We start from the raw sequence: 19,088 nt of genomic DNA, 5'->3' as shown, positions 1-19,088 counted from the left end.
TCAAAGTGTTAAATAGCTTGTGAAATAAGTTACAACAAAAATGGTGACCAGCTAGGCGACTTCACCTGGCCATCTGAAGCCGGTAAACGTGCTTTAAAGCGACCATCTAAGGAAACCAAAGATAAAACTTGCTTGCCTTGATGTAACGTACTGTAAATAATCATACTTCCATTTGGTGCAATACTCGGGGATTCGTCCAAATAGGTTTTGGTTAATACCTGAATATTTCCATTCTCTAAATCTTGAGCCGCAATATGATAATCGCCTCTTGAGCGGTTAACCATCACCATGCGACTGCCATCTGGGGTGATTGTGCCCCCAAGGTTCATATCTCCGTCAAACGTAAGCCTTCTGACGTTGTTAGACGCTAAATCTACGCGATATATTTGAGGTTTACCACCCCGTTCAGAACTAAATATCAAGCTCTTTCCGTCCGGTGTCCAGCTCGGTTCTGTATCAATTGCACGGTTACGAGTAATGCGCTCCAAGCGTTTAGATGCGAGATCCATTACGTAAATTTCTGGGTTGCCATCTTTAGAAAGTACCATGGCCAGCTTTTTACCATTAGGCGAAAATATTGGCGCACTATTGATGCCAGGGAAATCCGTCATCTGGGTACGACTCATGTTATATAAGTCTTGGATGTAAATTTGCGAACGCTTGTTCTCAAATGTCACGTAGGCAAGTTTGGTTCCATCCGGTGACCATGAAGGCGACATCAAGGGTTCTTTTGAACGCAACAGCATAGTTTCATTTACCCCGTCATAATCCGCCACAACTAACTGATAAGGAAACTCAGTCGTTTTTCGGTCGCGGACCACGACATATGCAATGCGGGTCATAAACGCACCCTTTTCGCCGGTCAATTTTTCGTACACTACATCGCTAATACGATGTGCATACTGTCTAAACCCTTGAGTGGTAATGACAGACTGACGACTATCTAAAATATGGTCGTTACTATTAGTCAGTTTCCCACCACTTAACGCCTGGGCTTTACCGCCCGTAACCTGACCTCGAATAGCATCAATTAAGGTAAAACTAACGCGATATTTGTCCGCGCCTTCAGGAGTGACAGAGCCAATGACTATCGCTTCCGCACCTGTCGCTGCCCAGGCGCTATAATCTAATTCACTATCAGTGTGCGGCTCGCCAGGCATACTCGATGTGTCAATGGGATTAAATTTTCCGCTACGTAACAAATCGCCACTAATCACTTCAGCCAGACGTTCAGGCATTTGACCTGGACCATTCCATTTAAAAGGCACAATCGCAATAGGACGCGCGGAGTCCGTGCCTTCGGTGATCACGATTTCTAAACTAGCTTGACTCGATGCACTAAGCAACAAGGTCAGTAGGGTAACAATACGAGTAGTGATTTTTGTCATTATAATTCGGGCTCTACAGTTAAATTAATATCTCGGAGTTTTTCATACACATCAGCTTCCTTAGATACCGGAAGGGTACCCGCTTTGAACACAGCAGATTTAGCCGCTCTGCATAAAATAGGATCTCCCCGTAATTCTTTCACCTGAATAACTAATCCAGACGATGCCAAACGAACGTTCAATTGACAGGATTTCCCCTTCATTGAATTATCAACAATCAACTGACGTTGGATAGCCTGATGGATCAACGCCTGATATTTTTGTACTTCAGTTAACACTTGTTTACTTCGTCGCTGTTGGCGCACCGCTTGTTCAGCTACCAGTTGATCTTGCAACGCTCTTTCCTGACGTGCCTTTTCAGCGGCCTCTGCTTTTTTACGTTGCGCTTCTTTGAGAGCTTTTTCTTCCTTTTCACGGGCAGCTTTGGCCCTTTCTGCCTGCTCTTCCGCTTTCTTCTGTTCCAGCTCTTTGCGCTTGCGTTCAGCTTCAGCCGTTTTTGCTTTGGCTTTCTCTCGTTCCTGTTTTTTCCGTGCAGCGATCGCTGCTTGCTCTGCTTGTTTGCGCTCTTCACGTTGACGCTTAGTGCGCTGCTCTATTTCTACCGCTTCTTGTTCTTGCTGTTGGCGTTTTTGCTCGGCATCACGGGCCCGGCGCTCTAACGCCGCAATACGGTCTTCCTCAGCTTTTTGCTGCTGCACTTTTTTGTTTTCAATGCGCTTAACTTGTTCATCTACCGCATTGGCATCCACCGCGACCGCTTCAATAATAGGTTGCGACAGCGCCATGTCAGTACTTTCTTGGGGTAATTTGAAATCCATACCCGCAAAAATTAACCCGCCAAAAACGAGGTGCAAACTCACAGATTTTATCAAGGCTATCGGCATTTTTTTCATATATCGTTTATGCCTAATTCTCTGGTGGGTCAGTCATCAAACCGACAGATGGAGCACCGGCGCGTTGCAACAACACCATAAGTTGCACGATATTGCTGTACGGCACAGCACCATCACCTTTGACCACAACAGGCGTTTGCGGCTCTATGCGTAAATGTGCAGCCACTAATGTAGCGACATCCACAGCAGACATAGCTTGCTCTTGGTCCTCAGCAATATTCAGAAAATAATTTCCCTGAGCATCAACCGATGCAATAAGTGGAGGTTTACTGTCATCTTGCAGCGGCTGAGCTTCAGCCTTAGGTAAGTCAACCTTTACCCCTTGGGTAACAAGCGGTGCTGTTACCATAAAAATAATCAGCAATACCAACATGACGTCGATATAAGGTACAACGTTAATTTCGGATACCGGACGACGGCGTTTTCTTACATACATAATAATTGCCTGTTTACCCTTGGGGCTGTCCGCTAGACATAGACGAATCAGGTTTTGAGACTAGCGCCTGACGATGCAAGATACTGGAAAACTCTTCCATGAAATTACCGTAATTGTTCTCTAACTTTTCCACTTGATGGCTAAAGCGGTTATAACCGATAACAGCTGGGATCGCGGCAAATAAGCCCATAGCAGTAGCAATCAAAGCCTCTGCGATACCCGGTGCCACCATAGCCAGTGTTGCCTGTTGTACTTCACCCAATGCGATAAAGGCATTCATGATCCCCCAGACTGTTCCGAATAAACCGATATACGGACTGATGGAGCCAACGGTGGCTAAAAAAGGCAAGCGACTCTCTAGCTCATCAATTTCACGGGACAAGGAAACGCGCATGGCGCGATAAGTACCGTCCATTATGGCTTCAGAAGGAGTAGATGACGACTTGCGTAAACGCACGAACTCTTTAAAACCCGCACAAAACAAGCTGGCCATGCCTTGCACTGACTGGCGAGCGACTAATTCTTGATATAAGCGATTAAGGTCAACACCTGACCAAAACTTATCTTCGAATTTTTTCATTTCGCTTTTCGCGCGACTCAGCGCTCGTGAGCGTTGAAAAATGAATGTCCAAGATGCGACCGACGCCGCTAGTAACAACAACATCACTAACTGTACTAATAAGCTAGCTTGCCAAAATAAACCAAATATTGATAACTCAGACGACACGCGTGAATTCCTTTAAAATAAATACCGGAATGGCCAATGGCTTCATAATACGAAGATCCACACAAGCCACCCTAATTAATGCACTGACCAAACGTTTACCACTTGGACTTATTATTGTTTGCTTGAACATCAAACTAGCCCGCTTCAATTCTACTATTTCAGTTTGAATACTCAATAGATCATTAAAGCGAGCCGGCGCATGATTGTCCATTTCGACTCGTTTGACGACAAAACCCACAGATCGTTCCAACAAGTCATCTTGTTCAATCCCTAAAGCACGTAACCACTCTGTTCGTGCCCGTTCGAGAAACTTCAAATAGTTTGCGTAATAAACAATTCCCCCCGCATCAGTGTCCTCGTAATAGACCCTAATGTTGTGCGCAAATATTTGTGACATGGGAGTAAACCTTCTATATGACCTTGCATCACCACACGACAACAAGTCGATTAATTCAATGACGCATAACTATGCAATTACAACCTTGCGCAACATCACATTGCGACTAAATAATATATTTTAAATTCAGTTAGTTACAAAATAACTCAATGACATTAGCATGGGTTGTAAACATCTTGCAAACAACGGCATTGCATAGATATTCACGATATTTGCACAAAGCTATCATCAAATTTAAATTTCAACAAAAAAAATAATAGATTAAATAATAGGCAGCACAAATAACCATTTGTTTTTTAAGGAAAAAACATCATTTTACAGTCATTAACATGTTGTAAACAAATAAAGATGCTTGTAAACACATTAGTTTTACTAATGCAAAACCTCTAATTTTTCTCAATTGTGGATCTCATCTGCAAGGCTATAATGACCTTGTTTTCTCGATTAGCAACTTTCCAACCGGTTGTTAATCAGATGCTGATGTCGACTCCCTGTTGACTGACATGTTCCCTGGAATTTTATTCCATTCAACTTTATTTGTTGCTTTGCCCGCATTTTATGCGGGCTTTTTTTTTAACTAAAATTAATCACGATCAGCATATGTCTCAAATACAAGCAGCCACATCAGAAACGTAACGCAGAGCGAATACTAGGTCTCGAGGTTTAAGTTGGATTGTAGTCAAAGCCAAAGTGTAAATATGCTCGCTTAGATACGATACGCCCCCGTGGTGTACGCTGCAAAAATCCCTGCTGAATCAAAAATGGTTCAATGACATCTTCTATGGTGTCTTTCTCTTCACCAATTGCTGCAGCCAAGTTATCAAGCCCTACTGGCCCTCCCATAAATTTATCAATGATGGTGGTCAGCAATTTTCGATCCATGTAATCAAAACCTTCTTTATCTACATCAAGCATATCAAGCGCGGCTGAAGCTACGTCACTGCTAATAACACCGTCCGCTTTAATTTCAGCGTAATCCCTGACTCTGCGCAACAGGCGGTTGCTGATACGCGGTGTGCCACGAGAACGCTTGGCAATTTCGATAGCCCCTTCTGGGTCTAAATCAAGTGCTAAAAAGCTTGCGGAGCGCTTGACGATTTGAGTAAGATCTTTAATATTATAAAACTCTAAGCGCTGCACTATGCCAAACCTGTCGCGTAATGGTGACGTTAATGAACCCGCCCGGGTCGTCGCACCAATTAGGGTAAACGGTGGTAACTCAAGTTTGATAGAACGGGCTGCAGGGCCCTCCCCGATCATGATATCCAGCTGATAATCTTCCATGGCTGGATAAAGTATCTCTTCAACCACGGGGCTTAAACGATGAATTTCATCAATAAATAACACATCATTTTCTTCCAAGTTAGTAAGCAGCGCAGCTAAATCACCTGCTTTTTCAAGCACGGGACCAGAGGTTGTTTTAATGCTCACCCCCATTTCATTGGCGACAATATTAGCCAATGTGGTTTTCCCCAAGCCCGGAGGACCAAAAATCAGCAAATGATCCAGCGCATCACAGCGTTTGCGCGCAGCCTGAATAAAAATATCCATTTGCTCACACACGTGATCTTGCCCAGTGTAGTCCGCTAACATTTTTGGACGAATAGCACGATCGATGACTTCATCTTCGCGAATGGCGGTAGGTTGAATAAGGCGATCGGCTTCTATCATGGGGATAATGTAACTTTTAGTAGTGGTTTTATATACAGTGCGTAGTTTATGAGAGTCGCAGCCGATACTCAAGGGGGATGCAACGACAATTTTTCGCCGTCGCCATCACTTATATCATTGCCCGTAACGATTCACGAATAAGTTCTTCACTGGTAATGTCAGCCACATAGACTGAATTAATCACTTTACTGGCCTGTGGCGCTTTATAACCTAGAGCAAGTAACGCGCTTAGTGCTTCTTCTTTAGCATCATTAGCGGTAATAAAGGTATTTTCAATGCTGTTATTACCTTTGAGCGTAAAGTCATCACTGGTCGTTTGCTGCAAGCTCAGCTTTTTGAAGCGATCGCGCATTTCAATGACCAGCCTCTCGGCGGTTTTTTTACCTACACCAGGCAATTTAACTAAGGCGCTGATGTCTTCATGAGCAACACATTGCATAAAATGTTGACCCGACATGCCAGATAAGATGGTTAACGCTAATTTAGGCCCAACCCCACTGGCTTTTATGAGTTCGCGAAAAACGGCACGTTCGTTCTTATCCGCAAAACCAAACAATAATTGTGCGTCCTCACGCACTACAAAATGAGTATAGACACAGGCCTCTGCACCAATTTCGGGTAGCTGATAAAAACTGGTCATGGGAATTTGAATTTCATACCCCACACCCGCCACATCAATGAGCACCTCAGGGGGTTGCTTTTCAACGACTGTGCCGCGAATTCTACCTATCATTTTATCTTATTCCTCGTCTAATAAATTAGCGCAATCGACCGCGTACGGTCTTTTTAACTTGCCCTGACATCTTAATTAAATTCTCTTCTGTGTGACTGTGGCATAAGGCAACCGCCAACGCATCTGCCGCATCGGCCTGAGGTGTACCTGGTAGCTTTAATATGAAGGTTACCATGTGCTGAACTTGGTTTTTTTGTGCATTACCATTACCCACAACCGATTGCTTGATTTGACGAGCGGAGTATTCAGCTACGTCTAGACCTTGGTTTGTTGCCGCAACTATGGCCGCCCCTCGCGCTTGACCAAGCTTCAATGCTGAGTCTGGGTTTTTTGCCATAAACACTTGTTCAATGGCAAACATAGTGGGCTTATATTGCAGAATTAATTCGCTTACCCCATCAAATATTTGCTGTAAACGTGGTGCCAACGCATCGCCTTGCATGCGAATACAGCCGCTGCCTAGATATTGCTGCTGGCGCCCTACGCGCTGAATTACACCATATCCGGTAATACGGGAGCCAGGATCGATACCAAGAATGATTTCCACGGTTGTAATATACCTGTCTGTTGTAGAGTAAAAAATGCTAATGCATACACCGAGCGATGCACGTTATAAGCTCAGGCTAGTCTGAAAAATCTGGCACGTGTTGAGCGATAGCAGCACGATTAGTATCGGACCATACTTTACTCATCGCTGACGTTTTATCTAACCATCTATAACACAAATGTTCCGTTAACCTAATGTCATCATTTCCGTCAATTTGCACGGAAAATACATGTTCAGTGTTATAAGGCGTATTAGGAGGATAACGATATTGCCATATATCACGGATTGCATATCGGTTGATTTGTTGATGATCGTGCAGTTGATAACCGGCTTGTTGAATATCGATTCCGGTTTCTTCTTTTACTTCTCTCATGGCCGTACTAACGGCTAGTTCACCCTGTTCGAGCGTGCCGGTCACCGATTGCCAAAAATTTGGGTCGTCTTGTCGCTGTAAGATCAAAACTCGACCTCGGCGGTTATAAATAACCACCAAAGCCGACTCAGGACGACGATATATATCGATATTGCCTTGCAGAAAACTTACTCCGAGCTTGACGCTTTATCCTGAGCAATCTGCGTTTTAATTGACAATTCCTTTAGTTGCTCATCATTGGCAAATCCAGGTGCATCCGTAAGTGGACATGCAGCAGTCGTCGTTTTTGGAAACGCCATGACATCGCGAATAGAGGTCGCGCCGGTCATAAGCATAACCAAACGGTCCAAGCCAAATGCTAAACCTGCATGAGGCGGCGCACCGAATTTAAGCGCTTCGAGTAAGAAGCCAAACTTCACTTGGGCTTCTTCATCACTAATCCCTAAGATATTAAAGACCTTAGCTTGCATTTCTTGGTCGTGAATACGAACAGAACCTCCGCCCAACTCGCAGCCATTTAGTACCATGTCATAAGCATTTGACAAGGCGTTGGCTGGATCTGCAGCTAGTTCATCAGCAGTCATATCGCGTGGTGCCGTAAACGGGTGATGTAACGCGTGGAACTGGCCGTCAAATTCTTCAAACATAGGAAAATCTATGACCCAAAGCGGTTTCCACTGGCCTTGAAGCAAATCTAAATCTTCACCTACTTTCAGGCGCAATGCGCCTAAGGCTTCAGTAACAACGGTCGCGTTATCAGCGCCAAACAATAAAATATCTCCGCTTTGTGCTGCCACTCGCGTCAATACTTGTTTAGCCACATCTTCACCTAAGAATTTCAGTATCGGTGATTGTAAGCCATCCACTCCAGCATCGATGTCGTTAACTTTCATCCAAGCCAAACCTTTAGCACCGTAAATACCCACAAATTTGGTGTATTCATCGATTTGCTTGCGAGTCATGCTTGCACCGCCAGGCACGCGGATAACCGCCACGCGGCCTTTTGCGTCGTTAGCTGGACCAGAGAACACTTTGAATTCAACGTCTTTTAAAATATCGGCCACATCCACGAGTTCAAGTGGGTTACGCAAATCGGGTTTATCGCTACCGAAACGGCGCATGGCATCGGCATAGGTCATTTGCGGAAAGACACCCAGATCCACGTCGAGCATTTTCATAAACAAGTTGCGGATCATGCCTTCAGTGATTTCCATTACCTGTTCAGCACTTAAGAAGGTTGTTTCAATATCAATTTGAGTAAATTCAGGCTGACGATCGGCACGTAGATCTTCGTCACGGAAACATTTAACAATTTGGTAATAACGGTCCATCCCAGACATCATTAACAATTGCTTAAACAACTGTGGAGACTGAGGTAAAGCGAAGAACTTGCCCTTATGTGTGCGGCTTGGCACTAAATAATCACGCGCACCTTCAGGTGTGGCTTTGGTTAAAATAGGCGTTTCGATATCTAAAAAGCCATCGCCTTCTAAATAACTGCGCACTGCGCTGGTCACTTTCGCACGAAACTTCAAGCGATCGCTCATTAAAGGACGACGAAGATCAAGGTAGCGATATTTTAAACGCTGCTCTTCAGAGTTTTCTTGATTGCTGTCTAAAGGTAATACCGCCGCTTTATTTAATATCGTTAGGCCTTTACCTAAGATTTCAATTTCACCGGTCCCCATATCTTTATTGACTTGCCCCTGAGGACGGCCGCGCACGAGTCCCTCAATTTGAACACAGAATTCACTGCGTAAACTGCTGGCAGTATTAAACAACTCAGCCAGATCTGGATCATAAACGACTTGTACAATCCCTTCGCGATCACGCAAATCGATGAAAATAACCCCGCCTAAATCTCGACGTCGGTTAACCCAACCGCAAAGTGTGACTGTTTGTCCGATGTGTGATGCATTAATGTTGCCGCAGTAATCTGTGCGCATAATGGAAAAAGCCTCTAAACCAAGCTACTAAAATATATGAAAATTAAGGCCGCGTAGTATATACCCAAAGCTGTCGATCCCCAAGGGGCTGAGCATGTCATACCCGCAAACAGCTAACTTAATGCAAGAGTTGCGCAAATAAACCGCACATTGTTTTTTACTCAGTAATATATTCAATAAAATAGCATTAACCTAAAATGTGATCCTTGTTACCGTTGTTCATCACATTTTTGAGAGCCGTTATGCCCAGAGTCAATATAGGTTGCCCCATTTGGACCCACGATGCATGGTTCGGCAATCTTTATCCTGCTCCTAAAAGTAAAGTCGTCCCACTACAGGCATACAGCCAGTTATTTAACAGCGTCGAATGTAACAGCAGTTTTTATCATCTGCCGAGTGTGGACACCTTGCTTAAATGGCGTGACACCGTAGGACCAAACTTTCGTTTTATTTTAAAAATACCACGCACAATTAGCCATTCCGGACAGCTTGATATCAGCCAAGCGCGGATAGCGGAAACAATGAAAAACTTAGCGCATTTAGGCCCCACTCTTGGAGGCGTTATGCTGCAACTTCCAAAACAGTTTTCCCCCGTTCAGCTCAATCAGCTTGCCGTGTTTCTTAGGTGTATTCCGTCAAATATAACGGTAAGCGTAGAAGTACGTCACATAGCATTTTTCAAAAAAGGGGATGACGAAAAAGCCCTGAATCAGCTCTTAATTGCCCATCAAGCCAATCGGGTAATCATGGACACTCGGGCACTATTCGCCTGTGAACCAGAGCAATATGCACCGTCAGTACGTGAACTGTTGCTTGATGTCCAAGGCAAAAAGCCCAAAGTTCCCACACATGTCATTGCTACTGGCAATGCACCGCTAGTGCGCTTTGTCGGCCAGCAAGATATCGCCAAAAGTAGACCGTATTATCAACCATGGATACGCAAAACAAAGCAGTGGTTAGATGAAGGCAAACAACCATCATTATTCTTTCATATGCCTGACAATAAAGATGCGCCGTGGTTAGCATCAGCCTTTGTTCGTGACTATAACCTCACGTTTCCTCACGCCACGCTACCGGATTTATTCCTACCAAGCGCCCAAACTGCAACCCAGCAATTGTCGATATTTTGAGTTTACGATAAAAACCCATGGGCTCACCAAGCCAGCCAGCGTATCTAATGACTTATTTACTCAGGTTTATCAACGTCTACTTATCTGAACAATACTTTTTCTTGTTTAAACCAGTACACACAAAAGCCAAGCAGCAATAGCGCAATCAGCGCAGTTGAGCCAAAAATGGCAATTAACTGGAAGTAGTCCATCGTGCCCTTAACCAGTTCTTTCATGGCCAATGCCACATTAGTCAACGGGACCCATGCCCATCCGCCTTTAAGCTCAACACCAGGTAGTAATGCAACCATCACAGGAATAATGACCATGATGACCAACGGTCCCATGTAACTTTGCGCTTCTTTGAAACTGCGGGCGTAAATAGAAATACTGAGCAATACGGAGGCAAAAATGGCCACCAGCGGTATGAGCATTAAAAACATCAATACGAAATCAAGTACCCCAATTTGGCTCATAAAATCCGCCACAAACTGCATGGCGAATCCCCGACTTAACACTAAGCCCCATATTGCCATGCTTAACACTGTGATAAGCGCTGTGGTAGCACCAGCGCAGGCTATCGTCAAAAACTTACCCAAAACGATTTTTGTTCGATCAATAGGTGAAATCAGTAAGGTTTCTAATGTGCCGCGCTCTTTTTCACCCGCGGCAATATCTGTTGCTGGAAACATCGCTCCCTGAAAGCATAAAATAAATAACAAATAAGGCAGCATACCGCCAATTTTCTCTCCCCAACTCTCTCGTTGATCCGCCGTGCTGACCTTACTCAAAACAATCGGCTTTAACAGCGCTACTTGCTGATCAGGGGAAACATTCAGATGGGCAAATGCGGCCTGCTGATATTGAATAGCATATTTTTCAATTATACTATTTACCCGATTATATATAAGGTTAAGTCCAGCATCGTTGAGGTACAAATTGATCGCTAATTGGCCGCTCGTAAGTATGTCTGCTCCATCGTTATCTGGCAGCACTATCACAAAGTCGACGCGATCATTTTTAATCAGTTCTGCATAGTCATCATTCGCATCAATATTGACCTGTTCAAATAGCTCAGATGCCGAGAATTCTGCACTAATCTGCGCAGAATACTGAGAATTAACCACCCCATATTTGAGCACTTTATTTTCTGCTTTGGCAAAAGCTTGGGTAGTAAAATACGCCATGCCACCAAAAATTAACGGAAAAACCAAAATGGGTAATGCAATCATGAAAAACAGCGTTTTTCTATCCCGAAGTAATTCTTTTATTTCTTTTGAAAAAACTAACCACATATTAAGGCTCCCTATTTAATGCTGGCTAAAAAGGCTTGATGTAATGAACCATCGGCTAATTGGCTAAAGTCACTTAACGAGCCATTAAATTTACTTACTCCTTGATCAATAACCGTCACGCAGTCACACAACTCACTCACTTCATCTAAGTGGTGTGTCGAAAAGATAACCGGTATCCCTTGTTTCTTAAGACCACGGATGAAACTCAGTACGGTTTGGGTCGCCATAATGTCTAAGCCCGTAGTAGGTTCATCTAAAATGACGACTTCAGGTTGATGCACTACTGCACGAGCGATAGCAATTTTTTGCTTCATCCCAGTAGAGAAGTTTTCACTGCGGCGATCTAAGAAGGTATGCATGTCGAGTAAATCGGCTAACTCATCGATTCTTGCCACGAATTGAGCTTGACTTATACCGTGTAATTTGGCGAAGTATTCTATATTTTCCCGTCCAGTTAAACGTCCGTACAAGCCTGTTGAACCCGATAAAAAACCTATTTTTTTACGAGCTACAATAGGATTTTGCAACACATCAGTACCATTGATATGAACGCTTCCCGTATCCGGTTTCAGTGCCGTTGATAACATACGTAACGTGGTGGTTTTGCCCGCACCATTAGGCCCGAGTAAACCCAACACTTGTCCAGGCTGGCAAGCAAATGAGACATCAACAACAGAATGAAAGAAACGCCCTTTCAAACGCGGATCTTTACGCTCTTGCTCACTCAATTTTTTGGGGTTTTCCACTGAAAACTTTTTGCCTAAGCCAACTATCTCTATCATTCCCTTCCCTTTATCTGCCTTAAGGCGGTTGATGGTTTATCACTTTACAGTATGCAATGGCTGTCTAGTAGCTGAAAAAGATTACAATAACGTTTAAAATCAGATTATTAGTCAACTATTTAAGCAAATAGCATTTTAAACAAGGATAGGTTTCATGGGCAGTCAACTTAACCCGTTTTCAGCATGTATTGGGATACTGAGCCAACCTAGAGCGACGTTTCTGGCACTGAAAGGGCAACACAATTGGTCCTGGGTCGCCTTCATACTTGTGACATTGGCGGCTATATTACCAGTTTACTATTATTTTCAGATGGTGGATTTTCAGTGGTACAAAGACAGTATCATCGACAGCCAATTTGCCAATATAAGCCCAGGCGAGCAACAAAGCATACGCGCCTCATTGAATGTCACACAAGGTATAATAGGCACCATCATCACACCGTTTTTGATGCTGTTAATGTTCGTTGCTATTACCGCCGGATACCTGACCATCACCACTAAAGTCGATCCTGAAAATATCCATAGTTATGGTGACTGGTTCGGTTTTACTTGGTGGGTATTGCTGCCCTCGTGCCTAGGGGCATTGCTCAGTGTCGGTATTTTATATTTTGCCAATAATGCTCAAATCAACTTTGATGCGATATCTCCTAGCGCCTTATCGTTTCTGTTTGCTATACCGCCAACCTCTGCCTGTTTTGGGCTGGCAAGCAGTATTAAACTGGAAACTATTTGGAGTATGTACTTGATCGCGATCGGCCTATCCCAATGGGTCGTAATAACGTGGCGACGAGCGCTACTAATCGCCTTTATACCCTGCCTTATTATTTGGACACTTTGGGCCTTATATCTTTTGTTTTAATTTATTTGGCTCAAATTAACATGGGCCCTGCTTGCGTACCCGTTACCCAATAAGCGCTAACTGCACAATTATGAACGGACTCGTTTAGGGCGAAAATATTCACGGTTATGATAAAACTGCGGGTCTTGATTTAGCCCGCTCCAACCGGGTAATCCCAATAGCGGCAAAGGAGATAGTGGTTTAGGCTGTTTAAATAGTCCATCATTTTGAATAGTTGCAGGTAAACAAGCATCTATCTCAGCATTTTGCTGAGCAATACTGCGTTGTGAAAAGCCTTTTTGTACATTAACGGCTAACCACTTTCCCGTTAAACCAATAAACGGGTTGAGCAACATCTCATAATTCGCATGACCAAACATGCGGGCATGAATGGTATCTCCCCAAGCATTGCGCATCTCATGCATGGCTTCAAGCCAATGATGCGCTCTCAATAACTCAGTAACCATCTCACCAGTGGAGCATTCGATGGTCAGGATCACACCACATTCGTCGAAATGGGTAATGTGGTTACGTTGACGCGTGCGCGGGCTCAGGCCGTGCAGCTCAATATCCTCAATATGCAATTGGTTAAGCAGCGTTTTCGTTTTTGGATATTGCAGCCATACGAGTCCGTTAAATAGGTCATGCCAGCTGTTTGGGCGAGTCGGTATTTGTTTTCGCTTATAAATAATTTGCTCGTAATAATCATCACTGGTAGCAAGTGAACTTTGACAGACAAATTCCGACACACTTGACTGCGCCAGGGATGCTTTTGCTTTCAATTCATTTAAGCCCCGTGCATTGGGCCACATAGGCATACCGGTTAACAAAAACTGAGTGTCGAGATGAGCTAAAGGTTGGCAAGCAATCTGCTGTGTAAAGAGTTGATTCCACGGTAAAGACATAAAATAACAAACTAAATTCGTTGCGAGTAAACTAATGGCTGGCATTATATCAATTCCATTCTTGCTAGGCTTAGCTTTATCGAAAGAATGGGTATGATTTTCAAGCAAATCCAAACTAGGTGAATATAACAATGAAAAAAATTCAACTGGCGGCTATTCCACTACTCAGCGCGACTTTATTTGCCTGTGGTGTGAGTAACGACAATAAAAGCTCAGAAAACGACTTTACACATGCGTATCAAAGTATTACCGATGCCACCCTAAAAGCACATACTAAAACCTTGTCATCGGATGAATTCGAAGGGCGATCGCCCACATCTAAAGGCGAACAGGTTACCCTTGACTACCTGATCCGTAATTTTAAAGAAATGGGCTATCAGCCCGGTAATGGCAACAGCTATTTACAAGCCGTGAATTTATTGGAAATGACCGCGTCAGCTGATATGGCCATGACCATAGGTGACAACCGTTTTGAATATAAAAAAGGTATGATTGCATCCACTAAGCGTGAACAAAGTCAGGTCAGTGTAACTGATTCAGACGTGGTATTCGTCGGCTTTGGGGTCAATGCACCAGAGTACGATTGGAATGACTATGCTGGGCTCGATGTAAAAGGTAAAACAGTGGTAATTTTGGTCAATGACCCTGGTTTTGAGAACCCTGACAGTGGTAAATTTCAAGGTAAAACCATGACTTACTATGGTCGTTGGACGTATAAATACGAAGAAGCCAGTCGTCAAGGCGCTGCCGCGGCTATCATAGTGCACGAAACCGCCCCAGCATCCTATGGTTGGTCAGTGGTCGCCAATAGCTGGAGCGGCCCCCAGTACAGTTTAGTCAGTGACAATGGCAATGCGGATCGGGTTGCCATTGAAGGCTGGCTGTCAAATGATGCCGCGAAAAAAGTCTTTGCTGACGCAGGTTTAGACTTCGCACAGGAAAAAGCCAAGGCCCTTCAAGGCCCGTACCATAAAAGCCTCAAACAAAAGGCATCGGTAACCGTTAACAGCACCATGAAAAAGTCCGTTAGCCAAAATGTTATCGCCACATTACCTGGGTCCGAAACCCCAGACGAGCATGTAATTTACAGTGCCCACTGGGACCATTTAGGTAAAGATGAAAGCAAAGATGGAGACCAGATTTATAACGGCGCTCACGATAATGCCACTGGCACAGCTACCGCATTGACGATTGCAAAAGCTTTTAAAGAACTAAATGTCGCTCCTAAACGTTCGGTGACATTTCTGATTGTTACCGCCGAAGAGCAAGGTTTGCTGGGTTCATTATATTACGCAGAACACCCTATCATTCCTCTTGATAAAACCATTGCGAATCTCAACATGGATGCCATGAACGTACTTGGGCGCACCAAAGATGTGTCAGTTGTAGGTATGGGTAAATCTGAGTTAGAAACCTATTTAGCCAAGGCGGCCAGTCGCCAAAACCGTACATTGACGCAAGAGTCGCGGCCAGAAGCCGGTTCTTATTACCGTTCTGATCACTTCAGCTTTGCGAAACAAGGTGTGCCAGCCTTGTATGCAAAGGGAGGAGATACCCCTATTGATGAGCAAACGGCAGCCTATAAAAAGCGGGCTAAAGTAGTGATTACGGGGTGTTACCATCAAGTTTGTGATCAATTCCGTGAAAACTGGGATTTTTCCGGCGTACGTGAAGACAGCCAACTGCTATTCGAAGTGGGTTACGATATTGCCCAATCAACGGACTGGCCTAAGTGGAGTGCTAGCAGTGAGTTTCAACGCCACTAACTTTATCTGCTAGAAACTCGTGATTGCAACCGGCTGAATTTTTCACTATTTGGCCGGTCATCCCCGCCCATCTCGGGAAATTGGCGTAGATTAATGCCAATAAACGACACTTAATCTAACTAATAGCCAACAAGTGTAAAAAAATTACAGTTTCCCCTTGCTTTTTTTTCTCATGCTGGCAAATTCAAGGCTGCAAGAAAGTAATAATAAATACAATAACCACCACTTTCCCCAGCACGCATGTTTGGTTTCATTTTAACCAAGCCATTCAGCTATATGAGTTAGTAACAAATAACCAAAAGAGAGAAGCCTTTTTATGTGTGGTATTTTCGGCATTCTGGACATCAAAACTGATGTGACAGAACTTAGAACGCAAGCATTAGAACTTTCCAAATTACTGCGTCATCGCGGTCCTGATTGGTCAGGCGTATGGAATAATGATAATGCCATTTTGTGTCACGAGCGTTTAGCGATCGTTGACGTCGACAAAGGCGCGCAACCACTTATCAGCCGAAATAATAATAATGTTCTTGCCGTCAATGGTGAGATCTATAACCACAAGGCACTTGAGCAGAATTTAGCCCAAGAGTACGATTTTAGAACCAAATCTGATTGTGAAGTTATTCTTCCTTTATACGAACAGCAAGGCATTGAGTTTATTGACCAATTGCAGGGTATGTTCGCGTTCGTACTTTACGATCAAGCCCAAGACGCTTACCTCATTGCTCGGGATCACATGGGCATTATTCCTTTGTACACTGGCTATGATGAATTTGGTAACTTTTATGTTGCCTCAGAAATGAAGTCATTGGTTCCCGTATGTAAAACGGTGCAGGAATTTCCTCCAGGACATTATTTGTGGAGCAAATCAGGCGAGCTGAAAAAATATTATCAGCGCGACTGGATGGACTATGAAAACGTTAAGAACAACACCACTGATTTAAACGACTTGAAAGTCGCTTTCGAAAAATCAGTGAAATCACACTTGATGTCTGACGTGCCTTACGGCGTATTATTGTCCGGCGGTTTAGATTCGTCTCTGGTATCCGCTATTGCTGCTAAATACGTGGCTAAGCGCGTTGAAGATAATGACGAGTCTGATGCTTGGTGGCCGCGACTGCATTCTTTCGCCGTCGGTCTTGAAGGTGCACCTGATTTAATCGCTGCACAAAAAGTGGCAGAAATGATTGGTACGGTACACCACGAAGTACATTTCACCGTACAAGAGGGTTTAGATGCGATTCGCGACGTGATTTATCACCTCGAAACCTATGACGTAACGACTATCCGCGCTGCCACACCCATGTACCTCATGAGCCGTAAGATAAAGGCGATGGGGATTAAAATGGTATTGTCAGGTGAAGGTGCAGATGAAATTTTCGGTGGCTATTTGTATTTCCACAAAGCGCCAAATGCGAAAGAATTCCACGAAGAAACCGTGCGTAAGCTCGAACGTTTACACATGTTCGATTGCGCCCGAGCTAACAAATCTACCTCAGCTTGGGGTGTGGAAGCTCGCGTACCCTTCTTAGATAAAGAATTTTTAGACGTGGCTATGCGCCTAAACCCACAAGACAAAATGTGTCTTGACGGTAAAATGGAAAAATGGATTTTACGTAAAGCTTTCGATAATGGTGAGTATTTACCAGCAGAAGTGTTGTGGCGTCAAAAAGAGCAATTCAGTGATGGCGTAGGCTATTCATGGATTGATTCGATTAAAGCACAAGTTGAACAAGATATTAGCAATCAGCAACTGGCAACCGCAACGTTCCGTTTCCCTATCAACACACCAGATACGAAAGAAGGCTATTACTTCCGTACTGTGTTTGAAAGCTTCTTTCCACAAGAAAGTGCAGCAAACTGCGTACCTAGCGGTAAATCAATCGCCTGCAGTACAGTTGAAGCATTAGAATGGGACGCCAGCTTTAAAGGTAACGCTGACCCGTCTGGTCGTGCAATGCGTGATATACACAAACAAGCTAACTAATTGAGTAAATGCAATTAACGGATTGTTGGAAAAGCCGCTTCGGCGGTTTTTTTATGTCCGAAAAATAGTGTAGATAACTGAATAATAGATAATAAAAAAGGAGCTTACGCTCCTTTAATTTATAGCCAATGATTAAAACGTGACGATTTCATCGTTCACTAAGTGCCCCACAGCTGGGCTTTCTTGGGCATCGACAAAAGCATTATCAATCGCTTTTGAGCGTCCACTGGTCACTTTACGGTAATTCGGATGAGTATAAATATACATCTGCTTCGACTTCAACGCTTCCAGCACTCGCTGGGCTAACACACCAGCAGGAATACCCGACTCCACAGCTATCGTCGCGGCATTTGCGCCTGCTTGTAGTTTCTTTTTATCTTGACGGTTTTCAGCAGACACTGCGTATTTAGCTTGACGATTGCGATGAGATTCATGAATACGGGTTTTTACGAATGCTGGACACAATGCCGACACGTGAATGTTGTGGGATTGCAGTTCCACTGCCCAGCTTTCAGTCATTGAAACCACCGCAGCTTTAGACGCACAATATGCGCCTGCGTAAGGCATACCTAACATACCAGCCATTGAGGCCACATTGACGATCCACCCGCCCTCACCATGCTCTTTGATAGCAGGAACGCATGCCTGAGCACCGAACAGGACACCCATCACATTCACATCCATCACCCAGCGCCACGTTTCATGCTCAGTGTCTTCTATTTTTCCAGGGATCCCACCGACACCGGCATTGTTAATCACCATATGCACCTTGCCATAAGTACTTTTAGCTCGTTGGACAACATCTTGCCATTGTTTAAAATCGGTTACATCGAGTTCACAGGCTAAGACATTGACGCCTTTATCAAGCAATGACTGCCGTGATACCGCTAATGCCTGAATATCAATATCGCCCATCACAATATTCATGCCTTGCTTACCCAGAGCTTCAGCTAGGGCAAAACCAATCCCGCCAGCCGCACCTGAGATTATCGCCGTTTTACCATTAAATTCATTCGACATTGTTATTCCTTATTCAGCGTTTCTTAACCAGACATGATTAAACCAATCAAGCGTGAAAATCAGCCTGTGTGATCCTCTTTAAATTCAGAGTATGTCGCGTCGTATGTTTTACATACTTTATTTGCTTAATTCACCTGACTTAATATGGTGAATAGAAAATCCGCTAAGGTAATTGCGGCAATAAAAATTCGGCGCACCCTTGAATCCGTTTATGTATCCCCAACATGTAGTAGTAATATAATGTTAGCCCTACTACCGAATGGTTTCCAATAGCA

18 protein-coding genes are annotated in these 19,088 nt (G+C 43.9%); 4 read left to right on the top strand and 14 right to left on the bottom strand.

Annotation, left to right across the window (positions count from 1 at the left end; translation table 11 throughout):
- Positions 1-29: 29 nt before the first annotated feature.
- From tolB to aspS, 10 genes are all read right to left on the bottom strand, one after another.
- The gene (gene tolB / locus GPLA_RS21680; protein WP_007107174.1) at positions 30-1,388 is read right to left on the bottom strand and encodes a Tol-Pal system beta propeller repeat protein TolB; all 1,359 of its coding nucleotides are present in this window, start codon (positions 1,386-1,388) and stop codon (positions 30-32) included.
- Positions 1,388-2,281: a cell envelope integrity protein TolA gene (gene tolA / locus GPLA_RS21675; RefSeq protein WP_007107173.1), complete on the bottom strand. Its 894-nt coding sequence runs from the start codon at positions 2,279-2,281 to the stop codon at positions 1,388-1,390. The genes tolB and tolA overlap by 1 nt, the downstream gene beginning before the upstream one ends.
- Before the next feature lie 13 nt (positions 2,282-2,294).
- Positions 2,295-2,717 (bottom strand): protein TolR, encoded by a 423-nt coding sequence (gene tolR / locus GPLA_RS21670; protein ID WP_007107172.1) that lies wholly within the window; start codon positions 2,715-2,717, stop codon positions 2,295-2,297.
- A 13-nt stretch (positions 2,718-2,730) separates the two neighbouring features.
- Positions 2,731-3,444, bottom strand: a complete 714-nt coding sequence (gene tolQ / locus GPLA_RS21665) for a protein TolQ (RefSeq protein ID WP_007107171.1) — start codon at positions 3,442-3,444, stop codon at positions 2,731-2,733.
- The gene (gene ybgC / locus GPLA_RS21660) at positions 3,434-3,841 is read right to left on the bottom strand and encodes a tol-pal system-associated acyl-CoA thioesterase (protein ID WP_007107170.1); all 408 of its coding nucleotides are present in this window, start codon (positions 3,839-3,841) and stop codon (positions 3,434-3,436) included. Before ybgC ends, tolQ begins: the two co-directional genes overlap by 11 nt.
- Positions 3,842-4,504: 663 nt before the next feature.
- Entirely contained in the window at positions 4,505-5,512 is a 1,008-nt protein-coding gene (ruvB, locus tag GPLA_RS21655; RefSeq protein WP_007107169.1) for a Holliday junction branch migration DNA helicase RuvB, read from the bottom strand.
- A 109-nt stretch (positions 5,513-5,621) separates the two neighbouring features.
- Entirely contained in the window at positions 5,622-6,245 is a 624-nt protein-coding gene (ruvA, locus tag GPLA_RS21650; RefSeq protein ID WP_007107168.1) for a Holliday junction branch migration protein RuvA, read from the bottom strand.
- 25 nt (positions 6,246-6,270) lie between these two features.
- Positions 6,271-6,792 (bottom strand): crossover junction endodeoxyribonuclease RuvC, encoded by a 522-nt coding sequence (ruvC, locus tag GPLA_RS21645; protein ID WP_007107167.1) that lies wholly within the window; start codon positions 6,790-6,792, stop codon positions 6,271-6,273.
- Positions 6,793-6,868: 76 nt separating this feature from the next.
- Positions 6,869-7,315, bottom strand: coding sequence for a dihydroneopterin triphosphate diphosphatase (nudB, locus tag GPLA_RS21640; protein ID WP_153810606.1), 447 nt, complete (start codon positions 7,313-7,315; stop codon positions 6,869-6,871).
- Positions 7,316-7,332: 17 nt separating this feature from the next.
- The gene (gene aspS / locus GPLA_RS21635) at positions 7,333-9,111 is read right to left on the bottom strand and encodes an aspartate--tRNA ligase (RefSeq protein WP_007107165.1); all 1,779 of its coding nucleotides are present in this window, start codon (positions 9,109-9,111) and stop codon (positions 7,333-7,335) included.
- A gap of 242 nt (positions 9,112-9,353) precedes the next feature.
- Between aspS and GPLA_RS21630 the strand changes: the two genes are divergently transcribed.
- A complete protein-coding gene (locus tag GPLA_RS21630) occupies positions 9,354-10,241 on the top strand; it encodes a DUF72 domain-containing protein (RefSeq protein WP_007107164.1) in 888 nt (295 codons plus the stop codon).
- A gap of 80 nt (positions 10,242-10,321) precedes the next feature.
- On the opposite strand, the gene GPLA_RS21625 is transcribed toward GPLA_RS21630, so the two are convergent.
- Together GPLA_RS21625 and GPLA_RS21620 are read right to left on the bottom strand one after the other, a co-directional pair.
- On the bottom strand, positions 10,322-11,515 hold the full coding sequence (locus GPLA_RS21625) for an ABC transporter permease (RefSeq protein ID WP_007107163.1): 1,194 nt from the start codon (positions 11,513-11,515) through the stop codon (positions 10,322-10,324).
- A gap of 11 nt (positions 11,516-11,526) precedes the next feature.
- Complete coding sequence (locus GPLA_RS21620; protein WP_007107162.1) at positions 11,527-12,297, bottom strand: ATP-binding cassette domain-containing protein; 771 nt, start codon at positions 12,295-12,297, stop codon at positions 11,527-11,529.
- A 154-nt stretch (positions 12,298-12,451) separates the two neighbouring features.
- Between GPLA_RS21620 and GPLA_RS21615 the strand changes: the two genes are divergently transcribed.
- Entirely contained in the window at positions 12,452-13,156 is a 705-nt protein-coding gene (locus tag GPLA_RS21615) for a YIP1 family protein (protein ID WP_007107161.1), read from the top strand.
- A 68-nt stretch (positions 13,157-13,224) separates the two neighbouring features.
- Here GPLA_RS21615 and GPLA_RS21610 read toward each other — a convergent pair whose 3' ends face one another.
- Entirely contained in the window at positions 13,225-14,085 is an 861-nt protein-coding gene (locus GPLA_RS21610; RefSeq protein WP_007107160.1) for a DUF3025 domain-containing protein, read from the bottom strand.
- A gap of 86 nt (positions 14,086-14,171) precedes the next feature.
- Here GPLA_RS21610 and GPLA_RS21605 point away from each other — a divergent pair, with 86 nt between their 5' ends.
- Positions 14,172-15,806, top strand: coding sequence for a M28 family metallopeptidase (locus GPLA_RS21605; protein ID WP_007107159.1), 1,635 nt, complete (start codon positions 14,172-14,174; stop codon positions 15,804-15,806).
- Between the two features lie 316 nt (positions 15,807-16,122).
- Positions 16,123-17,793, top strand: coding sequence for an asparagine synthase B (gene asnB, locus GPLA_RS21600; protein ID WP_007107158.1), 1,671 nt, complete (start codon positions 16,123-16,125; stop codon positions 17,791-17,793).
- A gap of 132 nt (positions 17,794-17,925) precedes the next feature.
- Here asnB and GPLA_RS21595 read toward each other — a convergent pair whose 3' ends face one another.
- On the bottom strand, positions 17,926-18,813 hold the full coding sequence (locus GPLA_RS21595; RefSeq protein ID WP_007107157.1) for an SDR family NAD(P)-dependent oxidoreductase: 888 nt from the start codon (positions 18,811-18,813) through the stop codon (positions 17,926-17,928).
- Positions 18,814-19,088: the final 275 nt, after the last annotated feature.

It is taken from the genome of Paraglaciecola polaris LMG 21857 (assembly GCF_000315055.1).
In the GTDB taxonomy this organism is placed as follows: Bacteria; Pseudomonadota; Gammaproteobacteria; order Enterobacterales; family Alteromonadaceae; genus Paraglaciecola; species Paraglaciecola polaris.
This window is presented reverse-complemented; position numbering and strand designations above follow the sequence as displayed.

Bases quoted from the DNA above. Each gene is read 5' to 3' on its own strand.
- asnB (WP_007107158.1), top strand. From the start codon at position 16,123: ATGTGTGGTATTTTCGGCATTCTGGACATCAAAACTGATGTGACAGAA.
- ruvA (WP_007107168.1), bottom strand. From the start codon at position 6,245: ATGATAGGTAGAATTCGCGGCACAGTCGTTGAAAAGCAACCCCCTGAG.
- GPLA_RS21595 (WP_007107157.1), bottom strand. From the start codon at position 18,813: ATGTCGAATGAATTTAATGGTAAAACGGCGATAATCTCAGGTGCGGCT.
- GPLA_RS21610 (WP_007107160.1), bottom strand. From the start codon at position 14,085: ATGCCAGCCATTAGTTTACTCGCAACGAATTTAGTTTGTTATTTTATG.
- ybgC (WP_007107170.1), bottom strand. From the start codon at position 3,841: ATGTCACAAATATTTGCGCACAACATTAGGGTCTATTACGAGGACACT.
- GPLA_RS21605 (WP_007107159.1), top strand. From the start codon at position 14,172: ATGAAAAAAATTCAACTGGCGGCTATTCCACTACTCAGCGCGACTTTA.
- tolB (WP_007107174.1), bottom strand. From the start codon at position 1,388: ATGACAAAAATCACTACTCGTATTGTTACCCTACTGACCTTGTTGCTT.
- tolR (WP_007107172.1), bottom strand. From the start codon at position 2,717: ATGTATGTAAGAAAACGCCGTCGTCCGGTATCCGAAATTAACGTTGTA.
- GPLA_RS21630 (WP_007107164.1), top strand. From the start codon at position 9,354: ATGCCCAGAGTCAATATAGGTTGCCCCATTTGGACCCACGATGCATGG.
- tolA (WP_007107173.1), bottom strand. From the start codon at position 2,281: ATGAAAAAAATGCCGATAGCCTTGATAAAATCTGTGAGTTTGCACCTC.
- GPLA_RS21620 (WP_007107162.1), bottom strand. From the start codon at position 12,297: ATGATAGAGATAGTTGGCTTAGGCAAAAAGTTTTCAGTGGAAAACCCC.
- GPLA_RS21625 (WP_007107163.1), bottom strand. From the start codon at position 11,515: ATGTGGTTAGTTTTTTCAAAAGAAATAAAAGAATTACTTCGGGATAGA.
- aspS (WP_007107165.1), bottom strand. From the start codon at position 9,111: ATGCGCACAGATTACTGCGGCAACATTAATGCATCACACATCGGACAA.
- GPLA_RS21615 (WP_007107161.1), top strand. From the start codon at position 12,452: ATGGGCAGTCAACTTAACCCGTTTTCAGCATGTATTGGGATACTGAGC.
- ruvB (WP_007107169.1), bottom strand. From the start codon at position 5,512: ATGATAGAAGCCGATCGCCTTATTCAACCTACCGCCATTCGCGAAGAT.